14 protein-coding genes and 1 pseudogene are annotated in these 10,487 nt (G+C 65.0%); 4 read left to right on the forward strand and 11 right to left on the reverse strand.

All coding sequences use genetic code 11. The features are described from left to right. Positions 1 to 267 precede the first annotated feature (267 nt). From MCHLDSM_RS01565 to MCHLDSM_RS40285, 4 genes are all read right to left on the reverse strand, one after another. Entirely contained in the window at positions 268 to 519 is a 252-nt protein-coding gene (locus MCHLDSM_RS01565) for a MazF family transcriptional regulator (RefSeq protein WP_234713816.1), read from the reverse strand. Between the two features lie 47 nt (positions 520 to 566). Continuing rightward, the gene (locus MCHLDSM_RS01570) at positions 567 to 797 is read right to left on the reverse strand and encodes a hypothetical protein (protein ID WP_048468570.1); all 231 of its coding nucleotides are present in this window, start codon (positions 795 to 797) and stop codon (positions 567 to 569) included. Positions 798 to 941: 144 nt separating this feature from the next. Then, complete coding sequence (locus MCHLDSM_RS38895; protein WP_048468571.1) at positions 942 to 1,319, reverse strand: PIN domain-containing protein; 378 nt, start codon at positions 1,317 to 1,319, stop codon at positions 942 to 944. Positions 1,320 to 1,350: 31 nt separating this feature from the next. Further along, positions 1,351 to 1,617 (reverse strand): FitA-like ribbon-helix-helix domain-containing protein, encoded by a 267-nt coding sequence (locus MCHLDSM_RS40285; protein WP_082168646.1) that lies wholly within the window; start codon positions 1,615 to 1,617, stop codon positions 1,351 to 1,353. Positions 1,618 to 1,971: 354 nt separating this feature from the next. Here MCHLDSM_RS40285 and MCHLDSM_RS01580 point away from each other — a divergent pair, with 354 nt between their 5' ends. After that, complete coding sequence (locus tag MCHLDSM_RS01580; RefSeq protein WP_048468591.1) at positions 1,972 to 2,868, forward strand: hypothetical protein; 897 nt, start codon at positions 1,972 to 1,974, stop codon at positions 2,866 to 2,868. A gap of 74 nt (positions 2,869 to 2,942) precedes the next feature. On the opposite strand, the gene MCHLDSM_RS37995 is transcribed toward MCHLDSM_RS01580, so the two are convergent. The 3 genes from MCHLDSM_RS37995 to MCHLDSM_RS37610 all read right to left on the reverse strand — a co-directional run bounded on the left by MCHLDSM_RS37995 (position 2,943) and on the right by MCHLDSM_RS37610 (position 6,015). Continuing rightward, entirely contained in the window at positions 2,943 to 4,748 is a 1,806-nt protein-coding gene (locus MCHLDSM_RS37995) for a hypothetical protein (protein WP_156455045.1), read from the reverse strand. Positions 4,749 to 5,212: 464 nt separating this feature from the next. Beyond that, entirely contained in the window at positions 5,213 to 5,725 is a 513-nt protein-coding gene (locus MCHLDSM_RS01590) for a hypothetical protein (protein WP_234713817.1), read from the reverse strand. Between the two features lie 89 nt (positions 5,726 to 5,814). Continuing rightward, positions 5,815 to 6,015, reverse strand: a complete 201-nt coding sequence (locus MCHLDSM_RS37610; RefSeq protein WP_131722574.1) for a plasmid mobilization protein — start codon at positions 6,013 to 6,015, stop codon at positions 5,815 to 5,817. Between the two features lie 71 nt (positions 6,016 to 6,086). Here MCHLDSM_RS37610 and MCHLDSM_RS01595 point away from each other — a divergent pair, with 71 nt between their 5' ends. Next, positions 6,087 to 6,389 (forward strand): hypothetical protein, encoded by a 303-nt coding sequence (locus MCHLDSM_RS01595; protein WP_109788718.1) that lies wholly within the window; start codon positions 6,087 to 6,089, stop codon positions 6,387 to 6,389. Positions 6,390 to 6,725: 336 nt separating this feature from the next. Here the strand turns inward: MCHLDSM_RS01595 and MCHLDSM_RS01600 are convergent, their stop codons facing one another. After that, positions 6,726 to 7,013 (reverse strand): transcription factor WhiB, encoded by a 288-nt coding sequence (locus tag MCHLDSM_RS01600; RefSeq protein WP_082168648.1) that lies wholly within the window; start codon positions 7,011 to 7,013, stop codon positions 6,726 to 6,728. A 196-nt stretch (positions 7,014 to 7,209) separates the two neighbouring features. On the opposite strand from MCHLDSM_RS01600, the gene MCHLDSM_RS01605 reads away from it, so the two are divergent. After that, complete coding sequence (locus MCHLDSM_RS01605) at positions 7,210 to 7,917, forward strand: helix-turn-helix domain-containing protein (RefSeq protein ID WP_048468574.1); 708 nt, start codon at positions 7,210 to 7,212, stop codon at positions 7,915 to 7,917. Here MCHLDSM_RS01605 and MCHLDSM_RS40640 read toward each other — a convergent pair. From MCHLDSM_RS40640 to MCHLDSM_RS01615, 3 genes are all read right to left on the reverse strand, one after another. Beyond that, positions 7,907 to 8,056, reverse strand: a complete 150-nt coding sequence (locus tag MCHLDSM_RS40640; RefSeq protein ID WP_456320045.1) for a DUF7246 family protein — start codon at positions 8,054 to 8,056, stop codon at positions 7,907 to 7,909. The genes MCHLDSM_RS01605 and MCHLDSM_RS40640 overlap by 11 nt on opposite strands. A 119-nt stretch (positions 8,057 to 8,175) precedes the next feature. Continuing rightward, positions 8,176 to 8,733: a hypothetical protein gene (locus MCHLDSM_RS01610; protein ID WP_048468575.1), complete on the reverse strand. Its 558-nt coding sequence runs from the start codon at positions 8,731 to 8,733 to the stop codon at positions 8,176 to 8,178. Between the two features lie 10 nt (positions 8,734 to 8,743). Further along, positions 8,744 to 9,790, reverse strand: a complete 1,047-nt coding sequence (locus MCHLDSM_RS01615) for a phospholipase D-like domain-containing protein (protein ID WP_053082817.1) — start codon at positions 9,788 to 9,790, stop codon at positions 8,744 to 8,746. Positions 9,791 to 10,044: 254 nt separating this feature from the next. On the opposite strand from MCHLDSM_RS01615, the pseudogene MCHLDSM_RS01620 reads away from it, so the two are divergent. Continuing rightward, positions 10,045 to 10,487: pseudogene (locus MCHLDSM_RS01620) on the forward strand (hypothetical protein); the annotation flags it as partial.

Genomic DNA, 10,487 nt, shown 5'->3' on the forward strand with positions numbered 1-10,487 from the left:
TAGGACGCTTGGCGTACCCGTTGGCGCGCGGCCGCCGATGATGTTTGCCCGTGCGGTCGCTGCATGGTTGTCGGCGGTTTTCGACCTCGTCGGCTGAGGCGGCGACGCCAACGCCGAGCTAGCTCGGCGTGCTGTCGGTTGTGTTCCCCCGGCCTGGGGGAGCTGGTGGAGTGGCCGGCTGGTGTCCGTTCTCAGCCGATGTGACATGGATGCGTCGTTGACCTGCGATGTGTGAGATGGCGTGAAAATGACGGCTGGGCTGGAGAGCTATCGGTCCGGGGTGGTGAGAATCCTGAAGAGCATGTTGTTGACATCGGTCAGGGCTTGGATGTCGACGCGACGGCGAAACTCGCTTACAGCCGTCTTGCGCAAGCTGGTGACCAAACCGGGAGCCGCCCACACACCGTCCCCCAATGGCACGCCGAACCCGGTATCGGGGTCGTGGTCGAATAGCGGAACGACAACGATGGTCGGCTCACTGGGAATCTCGTTGTAGACAGTCGATGAGATGACAAGCACGTCGACTCCCGTGCCCGTAGCCCAAATGTCCCCTCGGCGTGGCGATGTCAACGTTTGGTCAACTCGTCAAGGTTGCGATCGGCCCACGCCTCGCTGAACGCGGCGACATCGGGATGCTCTCGCATCCACTGGTCGTGGGCTTCGCACCGCCGCCGCATGTCCTCGGCGTCCAGCACGGTCTCAATCCAGGCATTCATCGACTGCCGGTCAGCCTCGGCGTACTGCTTCACCGCTTCGTAGGCGCTGTCGGATAGCCGCAGTGTTACAGTCTTTGCCATCGCTCGATGATAGCATCATCTGCTATCGATATCTGCACCACAAAGCTGGCCCGCGGGAGTGTGTCAGGTCGAATGAGAATGTGTCTGATCATGTGAGAACGGACAGCTGGCGCCTGCAGTCACGCTCGACCACGTGTTGTTGTGTCACGTGACGTAACGGGGGTGGGTGCCCCGGGTGTCCGTCGTAGAGTGTGTTGCCATGTTGTCGACAATGCTGATGTCGGTTATCAGCGGACCTGTGGGCATTCTCAATGAATCTGGGGCATTCAGGTCAGTCCCAGGGGTTGGCCAGGTCGACGCCGCGGCCATCGCGGCAGTCAGGTCGAAGGATTGCACACGGCCGTCGAGGTCTTCGCTGAGGAGTTGGGCGAAGGTCGCGTCGAGCCGCTTGCGACGGCGACTGGGCGTCAGGAGTTCAATGCCAGTGCCTATCTCGAACACTGTGACCGATGTCGTCCAGATCAATTCGGTGGGCTCATTATCGAGCCATTCCACGACAGCCGGATCGCGGGTGTCGCGCATCAAGGCGGAGAGCGCGTTGGTGTGAGCACGATCATGATTCGGTGAACTGTGCCGGCTGGACGGGCTGTCCCCGTAGTTCGGGGATGTCCTCGGTCAGGCCCACGCCCTTGAAGCGTGCCGCGATACGCGACCCGAGTCGCGCAGGCCGATCATCAACGTTGCGGACTGCGTTCCGCAAGATCTCGCGGGCTTCTTCCTCGGTGCTGCGGCCGTGTTGACGGGCGAGTCGCTTCAGTTTGGCCTTGGTGTCGTCCTCAAGTTGGCGAAGGCGTCGTGACCTCGCGAGTGAGGTTGTCACGATACGCCGGCGGCCTCAGTAGTTGGGCACGGTTGGCGGCAGTGCCATCGAGTTGCCCGAGATTGATTGAGAATGCCCCAGTCGGTGATAACCGACAGCTGATGGACGTTTTGCGGTGCGTAGCGCGGGTTGGGGGAGTGATTGCCGGGGCTGTATGCGCGGGCTGTTTGCTTTCTCGGTCAGTTCGCTCGAAATGAGTGCAGGAATCACCCCCACGGTGGCCATAGGCTTGAGCGACAAGGGATCACTGCGTTGTTGGGAGGAACGATCCGATGACGGTGTGCTCGGATGTGGTGTGACTGGATCCTTGCTCGACTGTATTGACGCGACACAGAGACACAGAGGGATTCGATGATGACGGCCACTTCGATGAGCGGTCATCGGGCTGCTGCTGAGGCGAAAGCGGCGTGGTCCACGATGCGCGCCGATCGCCGGTTTCTCTGGTTTTGGCTCAGCATTGCGACCTTCTTGTCGGTGGCCGGCAACGTGGGGCACGCCTGGCTTGAGGTCGGGGTGGGTGCTGCCCGGTTCATGGCGATCGGCTGGGCAGTAGCCCCGCCAGCGCTTCTCATGTTGGCGATTCACGGTTTGCCAACGTTGTCGAGGATGCTGGGTCGCGATGACCGTGACCGGCTTCTGACTGCGGTCGTGTGGGGAGTCACAGTCGGCGCGTTCGGGTGGTCGGCGTTCGGTATTTTCGGTTTCAGCATCGCGATGGGTCTGCCGGGTCAGATGGCGTGGGTCGCACCGTTTGTCATCGACTTGTCGGTGTTCGGCGCGACGCGGGGACTGGTTTTGACAGCGCCGATAGCGGCCCGCATGAAGATGGGTGTCGAGCCCGTTCATGCTGATTCGGGCGCGGCCGCTGTAGGGGCGCAACAGGTGCCGCCGGCCGCGATATCTGCCCTCGATCCGCAGTCGCTTCGGCCCTCACCGTCGCCGGCACCAGAGCCGCCGCCGAGTGTAGCCACCGCGGTTGATCGCGTTCCTGTACAGGAATCGGCAGACGATGTGGTCCCCGACGCGTCTGTTCTTGGGCCCGATACGTTGACGCTGGCGGAGGACATCGTTGCCTCGGGTGCGGTGCGCAAGCCCGTGGAAACGGTCGCAACCATTTTGGCCGTCGCCGCGCAGGGGGAGAGCCGCAAAGCTGCCATCGCTGAACGTAGCGGTGTCCATCACTCGGTGGTGACCAAAACACTCGAGGCAGCCAAGTCGCATCGGCGCCAGCAGATCGCCGCCGTCCGCTAACCCTCGGCTGACCCGGTGTGCCGTCAGGCCTGAGACCAAAACCTAGCCGAACTTGCCTGCCTTGTGCGTCGGCGCTAGCGGTTCCTGGTGGCGAGTATGCGTGCCCCCATCACGTCGGCGAGGAGCTCGATGGCGGCGTATTCCTCGTCGGCGACGGGGGGACCGTGCGCCGTTACCGCCGCCAGGTAGTCATCCTCATCGACAAAAACAGGCCCCTGTGGACTGGACTCGACGCGTTCGCCAGTCGCCGGGGTGATTCCCTTCAATTCGTCTTGCAGCGCCAGCCACGCGTGCCAGGCGGCGCGCTCTCGGCGATATCGGGCGATCCGGTCGGCTTGGGCTTCGTCAAGATGGTGCCCGAGAGCAATATCATCAAGGGTCGTCGAGCCCGGACCCACCGTGGCACCGGCTCGGTTGATGAGCCCGGCAGTCCTCAGCGCGGCGATCGACAGCTGCCCGGTACGCGAACTCACCCGTGCCGCGGCATAGATATCGGCTGGCCGAGTCATTCCGGCGTTCACAATCAGCTCGTAGACCAGACGGTGATGGCGGCCGATGATGCTCCAGGCCGGGTGCACATCAGTGACGCTGACGCGCTCCAGCGGCACCGGCGTGATCTTCTCGGGGTGTTCGGTCGTCAACGCGTAGTGGTCGGCGTCGCGGCCGATTCCTGGGCGCACCAACAGGATCGGAGCACCTACCATATCCCGCGTTCTTCGAAGCACCTCAAATGTCGTGGTGGCTGTCATCAACCCGGCTGACAGCGATAGTCCGCGGCCTCCCACACCAACGATCGGGGTACCTGACCGGATCTCACCTGCCACCGCTGCTTTGATAGCCAGAGCTTGGTACACATCCCGAACCGTCCACCGCAGGGGGCTACCGGCGAACTCGCGATCAGCCCACGCCAGCGCGTGGGCCAGCCAGCGACCGATCGGCCCGCCAGCGGGCTGCCCCGACTGTGAGTTTCTCTTCCTGTGTGCGGCGCGATTCGTTTCGTGGGCGATTGTTGCCGCGTAGTCCAGTGCTTTGCGGACGTCGCGGGCAAGTTGGGCGTCGGCGCGGGGGCCGTGTTTGGTGTGGTAGGAGGCGCCTAGGCCGTTCCAGGGGCGTCCCGGCTGGCTGTGGGCGCGGATGTCGGCGAGGGCGTAGCCGCGCAGGACGGCGTTGAGTACGACCGACATGCGGGCTTCTGAGGGGCTTTCCCACCGGTTGGCGGTCCGGGCGAGCATCGGATCGCCGGCGGTGGCGAAGGCGGTCACGTCGGTCGGGATGGGTTTGCTCCAGCGGGCGTGCTCGGCTAGACGTTCGTGCGCGCCGGCCCCGGTGGTTGTGGGGCCTGACGCGGTCGCAGAGGGCGCCCTGGCGGGGCTGGGCAGGGTGCCCATCAGGGCATACAGCTCGGGGAGCAGGCCGGAGGCGCTGCGCTCGGTGAGCGCGTTGACAGCGTCGAGGAGCGTGCCGTCGAGCATGCGGTAGCCGCCGCCGGCGCACGGGGTGCCCGGCACGCTGATGCAGCCTTCTTTCGGGTTCTGCATGGGTTTGGGATCCAGGCTGGGCAGTCGGGCTTTGAGCTGGCGCATCAGCGACTGGATTTCATCGAAGCTGGCAGTGGTGCCGATGGCCAGCGGCACCAGGATGTGGCGGCCGCCGTTGGTGGACCGGTCGGTGACGACGCGGGCCCCGCATGTGGTCAGCCAGCTCAGCGCGCGGGTGAAGTCGGCGTCGACCTGCTCCCGGCCGTGGGCTTTGCTGTCGAAGTCGAGGGCCAGCAGTGTGGTCCGGCGGTGGGTATAGAGGTACACCGCAGCCATCAGGGTGGGCAGCTTGTCGGTGATGCGCCGCGTCTTGCGGTACTCCTTGGTGTCGGGATCGAACACCTTCATACGCTCCCGGCCGGGCTGGGACAGCCGGCGCGCGAGCGCTTTCCACACCGCTGCCGGCGCCGGCGCAGCCGGCGTGGGGGTGTTCACGAGCACCTGCGGCGATGTGTATACACACCGGGTGCGGCGGGCTTCGTTGTAGCGGGTGTATCGCGGAGCAGCGGGCGCGCCGAGATGTCGCCCATGGTCGACATCTCGGATGGATTGGTGGTCAACACGATGGGCGTATGCCGGGTCACAGAACCGGCATACGTGCTACCGTGAGATCTGCCGTGCAAAGCAGTTCCCTTCGGGGATCGGGTGCGGAGAGCACCACCAAAGCCGAGTTGGCGCTCGGCTTGAGACAAAGCCCTCGGGTTTCCCGGGGGTTTTTGTCATCTCTGGGATGCGATCCGCGGTATGAAATTGTCCGGAGTCGGCATTTTCGCCAGGCAGGGCGATGCGGGCCTACTGGCGGGCCGTTAAATCGCTAGCGGCAATACCTCCTTGTCCAGTGAGCGGACCAGGCCAGGGAACCCCAGCCGCAGACAGACAATGTCGGCAACCAGAGTGGAGCGCTCGACATCGCGGTCGCCCACGTCGCACTCGACCGTGTGGGCGACGGGAAGCGGAAGTCGGATCGTCACGTGTTTGCCGATGACATCAGAGGTGAGGTCCGAAACAGCAGTACCGGACTCAAACAGTTGCGACTGCTGCAGGTTTCGCATCAGGTCGGCGCGGCCGTAGTGGTAGCAGATCAGATCGGCTAGAAACGGCGAGAGGTTGAGATGGTGTTCGGCGGCGCGGTGCTCGGCAACCCTGCGGACAGTCACAGGGAGAGTGGCGGTCACGATGGCTCGCTGGCCGAGCCACGGCCGGCCCGGGCCTGCTGTGCCCGTCGGCATCACCGTCGCTGGTTTTCTGAAAACGCTATTGATACGCCGATCCGGGGCGGGCACACCGTAATGGCTATCCGGTTCGGGTGGCTCGGTCATGGCTGCGATAGTGGCACGCCGATGCGCGGTCGGACCGCATCGACACGCGGTCAGACCGCGCCCGAGTTAACGCGGGCGCTGCCTGCTGGTCAGCTGGCCAGCGTTGCCTGAGCCCGCTCCAGAGCCGATAAGCGCAGGTAGGCAGCCGGTTTGAGGCCTTCAGCCGCGGCGGCTCGCTTGATGATGGCATCTTCGATGTCATCGCAACGTACGTCGATCTTCTTCTCGCGCTTGCGTGTTTCCGAGCCGCTGCGAGACTGGCTTGGAGATCTTGTGCCGACCGCGTCCATCTCGCCCCACTCTCGAGGATCCACTACCTAATACCTAGATTCTAGATACTAGGTAGTCGATAATGGGATGTGTGGATCCGACACGCGTAAGCGAGCTGCTGTTCGGCCGTAAGTGCCGATTAGCGGTTGCCGCGTGGGTTCTCCGGCATCCCAAGGGCCGGTTCTTCCAATCAGAGCCGCGCGATATCGAGCATGCCTCAACGAGCAACATCGTCGACGAGTTGGGACGGTTGGTTCAGCTGGGAATGCTCGAGACCGAACGTCCGGAGGACTCTCGCCGCGTTTACTATGTTCGCACCAACAGCCCGCTGTGGGATATCGTCACCGCAGCTCTGGCCGCCATTGAGGAAGAGCTCCACAACTCAGACTGGTAAATCCGTGGCGGAAGTCGGCTGCGCGGCGGCTCGCCGCTGTGGGGCCAGCGTTGGTGGCTAGCCAGGCTGGACCCGCGCCGCATCCGCTGATAAACGGACATCCTCAAAGTAGCTGCCGGAGAGGATAGTTGACCGGAGCTGCCATGGGCGGCGGTGGCGGGGACGGGTCATCAGATCTTGATGGACCGATGAAAATCGATGTGGCAGAACCGATTAGGGAGAAATGAGGAACCACCACAGGAGAGAGGGGAGGATTCCCCGATGACTTGGTGCGGCTGCCCGGATAAGAGCCTGGTCCACCAGTGCTGCTGTGCGGGGTTGCTGACGGTGGTGGTACTACTGCGGGAATTCGGGCTGGTCGGCCAGGCCGGCGTAGGCGGCCAGGGATTGCAGCTGGCGCAGGGCGAAACTGCGGCCGCGGCCCTCTTTGGGGACGTACACGGCGGCGACCATTCCTTCGATGCCGGGAGTGTCGAGGGCCTCCTTGGCGCACAGGAACCGCCGCGGGCAGCCTCGGCACAGCGTCTTGAGCTGGGGGTCGTCGCCGCCGGTCGCCCAGCGGTCGGGGTCGGCCACGCACGGCGAAAATGTCTGGGTTGATGGTCGGTCGAGCATCACGGTCACAGTCGCTCCTCCCACTGAGCGTCGGTCCTACAATGAGCAAAGGGTAGCGTCCTAAGAGAAGCACTGCAACCCTCTAAAGAGAAGCGGAACTGAAGTCAGCAGGCGTGTTCCGTAAGCGCCGAAGCCGTTGGGCGCATCAGACGCGCTGGTCCACGGTTGCTCGAACAGCCGATAGGGATGCCGATACACTGGCCCGATGCACGACGATGCAGAGGATGTCGGCGTGGCGCGCGCCGGTGCAGCTTTTGCTGCGCGTCGTGAAGAATTAGGCATCTCCCAGCGGGAATTGGCAAGATTGAAGATCATCGGCGCCCCGCGATTGATCAACTTCGAGAAAGGCAGAGCCTGGCCACGAGAAAAGACGCGCGCCAAGCTGGAAGCGGTGGTGAAATGGCCTCCGGGAACGCTGGCCAAGCTCCGCAACGAAAGAGAAGCGCCAAGAAGCGCCGCTAACGGTCAGTTCCGTGACGAGACAGCGTCGCTGCTAAGCGGTGCAGTAAAGGTCGCCGCGGATCAGGTGCTGGCTTCGGTGGAGCAGCTGCCGGCCACCGACGATCCGGCGTTTCCACAGCGGGCACGTGTGGTCCTGGCCGACCTCCGAACGCTGGAGGGGATCACTGCTCGCGCCGTTCGCGGCAGTCAGGGCTCGGCGGAAATGATCAAGCTACTGCGGGAGGTCCGGCACCGCTACGACGGCCTGATGGCCCGCGCCGCAGCAGCCCCGAGCGCCACGCTGGGGCAGCGGCTCTACACCGTCCGTAACGCGGCCGCATTGAGCGTGGCGGAGGCAGCAGGAGCCCTGGATGTTGCCTCGGAGGTGGTAGTGGCGGTCGAGACCGAGCAGCCGGTCAGTGAGGAGGACCGGCGTCGGATCGAGAAGCTGATCGAGGAGCTCAGCGGGTAGCCGCGGAACGCGTCCGAGTGATGCGGTGCACTGTCTTGACCCGCTCAGCGTAGAAGCTGCGCCAGCACTCGTAGCTGGCCGGCCCGCCGATGACGTCCAGCACGAGCCGGTTGGCGCTGGTGATGGTGGCGCTGATCAACCGGAATTGCCCGACGTTCGCCGCTGATGCTGACCTCGGTGCCGAGTCGTCGCTAGCGGTTTCTCACGTCAGCTCGGGCAGGCACACGGCGGTGGGTTGACCAAGATTCACCAGGGCGCCTAAGCGATGCGGGAGGTGTGGGCGGCAGGTCGACCGGCGCACAGCCCGATCGCCTGGTCGTAGAGCGTGTGGATGGCCGCCGCGGTGGCCGTGTGGTTGTGATCGGCCAGACTCGAGCCTGGCTGTGGCAATGCAGCGCGCAAGGTGGTCACCAGCGCGGCATAGGGGACGGGCATGCCAGCATCGCGCCATGCCTGCTTGGTGCAGGCGTACACGTCGAATGAGCTTCGGTGCCAACGCTTATCGGCAAGGTGCTGGGCGACCTGCAGGACGTGGGCGGTCTCGGCGGCCAAGGGCGCGGGCAGCCTGGTCTGCAGGATGGTTAGGGCGCTGGGCCGCCGCACGACCGGGATATCGAGCATCTGGTAGGCGGTGTGTAGCAGGGTGGCCAGGTCGTCGATGCTGTTGTCGGCGCTGTCCTGCTGGGGCACGCGGACGCTGAGCCCGTCGAGGTCGACCTGCCAGCCGCGCCAGGACAGCCGGGTGATGATCTGGCCGCGCCTGGGGTACTGAGTGTGGTCGACGTCGATTCCGGTGATGAGGTCCGCGGTGGTCATGATGGTGCTCCTAGCGGGTTGAGCGTTGCGTCGGCAGTGCCTGCCGGTAGTCCTTGTCGAAGGTGGCCGCGACGGCGGCGATGACGTCGGGGGCGCTGGCGGTGTCGAGTTGTAAAGACAGCTCCCGGTTTTCGATGAGACTGGTGGTGGTGAGGTTCTGGCTGCCGATGATCAGGAACGTGCCGTCGACGAGCACGATCTTTTCGTGCATGTAGAGCGCCGAGGGGTCTGCGGGCAGCAGGTGCACCGAACATCCGGCGGCCGACACTTCGTCGATCGCGCGGGCAGAGGCCGGCCTGTCGGTCAGCACGATGCGGCAGGCGACGCCGCGGCGGGCGGCTTTGTCGATGGCGACCACGACGGCGTGGTCCGTGAGTTCTTCGCTGGTAATCTCCAGCGCGCGGGCAGCAGCGTCGATGCGCTGGAGGAATACTGCGCGCGCGTCGGGGGACCACACCAGCCGCGGTGTGGGGGTGGCGGCCGGTGGCCGTCCGGCCGGTAGTGCGGTGAAGTCGGTATCGAAGGTGGCGGCGATGGCCGCCACGTCGTCGGGGTTGGTGGTGATCACGTAGGCGTCGCGGCTGGTGGCGTAGTAGCGGTGGGTGAGATTTCCGGTGCCGACGGCTGCGGCGCGGTCGTCGATGAGGATCGTTTTCTGGTGGTAGATCACGTCGTTGGGCGCCCATTTGACGTCGACCCTGGCGGCGCGCAGCTGTTCATAGGCGCGGGTGTTGGTGGCCTGGCCATGAAACGCCGCGTCGAGGATGACTTTGACGTCGACGGCCCGTTGGTGGGCGTCGATCAGGGCGGCAACGGCGTCGGGGTCGGTCAGCGCGTACATGGTCATCCGCACCGAGCGGGTCGCCGAGCCGATGAGGTTGTTGATCGGCCGGTACCCGGCGTCAGGTTCCTGGATGAGCTGATACGGTGCCGACGCGTCCGACATGTCGGTATGGGTGAACGCCGCGGTGCGCCCGAACGTGCAGCCGGTGACAAGCGACGATAGCGCCAGTCCCGCGGCCACGGCGCGCACGAGTGCTTGGGGCAGCGCAGTCATGTGATGAATCGTATTGCTGCACAGCATGTTCGCCGTGCACAACTTTGTGTCGGAATTACCTATCAGGAGGGCATACAATTCGCACGCGCCTGCGCGCGGCCGCGTCGCAATTTTGTGCATGGTGCAGGGTGTGGGGGCGGTGATACTGGATGGGTGTCGCTGGGTGCACTGGTGGAGCAGGTCGGGGAGGTGCTGGGCCGCGGGCNCGCAATTTTGTGCATGGTGCAGGGTGTGGGGGCGGTGATACTGGATGGGTGTCGCTGGGTGCACTGGTGGAGCAGGTCGGGGAGGTGCTGGGCCGCGGGCATGCGCTCTTCGGTGAGCCCCCATCCTCCGGCGGCTCCGCGGCCCGCGACCCTGGGGCGGGTTTGGCGTCCGCCGGCAGTCTGGTGCGCACCGGCGCCCAACGCATCAGCGGCCTGTCGGGTGCCTTGCCGGCCGGCTACACCCAGTTCGCCACCGACGCCGGCCCTGCTCTGGACGCGGCCGCCGACACCGACTCCACCCTGAGCCGCAAGCTGCGCGACTCAACCGAGGCCGACCGCTCGGGCCGCCAATCCTCGGGCGCGGTGGTCAACGGCGCCGCCTCCGACACCGCGGCACTGGCACCCTCCACGCGCACCGCCGCGGGCCAACGCGCACTCATCACCGCCCTGCGCGACCGCCTGGCCCAACAACAACACGTCATCAACGCCTA

This window comes from Mycolicibacterium chlorophenolicum, from assembly GCF_001044235.1.
GTDB lineage: Bacteria > Actinomycetota > Actinomycetes > Mycobacteriales > Mycobacteriaceae > Mycobacterium > Mycobacterium chlorophenolicum.

Bases quoted from the DNA above. Each gene is read 5' to 3' on its own strand.
- MCHLDSM_RS01570 (WP_048468570.1), bottom strand. From the start codon at position 797: ATGGCAAAGACTGTAACACTGCGGCTATCCGACAGCGCCTACGAAGCG.
- MCHLDSM_RS38895 (WP_048468571.1), bottom strand. From the start codon at position 1,319: ATGCGCGACACCCGCGATCCGGCTGTCGTGGAATGGCTCGATAATGAG.
- MCHLDSM_RS01580 (WP_048468591.1), top strand. From the start codon at position 1,972: ATGACGGCCACTTCGATGAGCGGTCATCGGGCTGCTGCTGAGGCGAAA.
- MCHLDSM_RS01590 (WP_234713817.1), bottom strand. From the start codon at position 5,725: ATGACCGAGCCACCCGAACCGGATAGCCATTACGGTGTGCCCGCCCCG.
- MCHLDSM_RS37610 (WP_131722574.1), bottom strand. From the start codon at position 6,015: ATGGACGCGGTCGGCACAAGATCTCCAAGCCAGTCTCGCAGCGGCTCG.
- MCHLDSM_RS01605 (WP_048468574.1), top strand. From the start codon at position 7,210: ATGCACGACGATGCAGAGGATGTCGGCGTGGCGCGCGCCGGTGCAGCT.
- MCHLDSM_RS01610 (WP_048468575.1), bottom strand. From the start codon at position 8,733: ATGACCACCGCGGACCTCATCACCGGAATCGACGTCGACCACACTCAG.
- MCHLDSM_RS01615 (WP_053082817.1), bottom strand. From the start codon at position 9,790: ATGACTGCGCTGCCCCAAGCACTCGTGCGCGCCGTGGCCGCGGGACTG.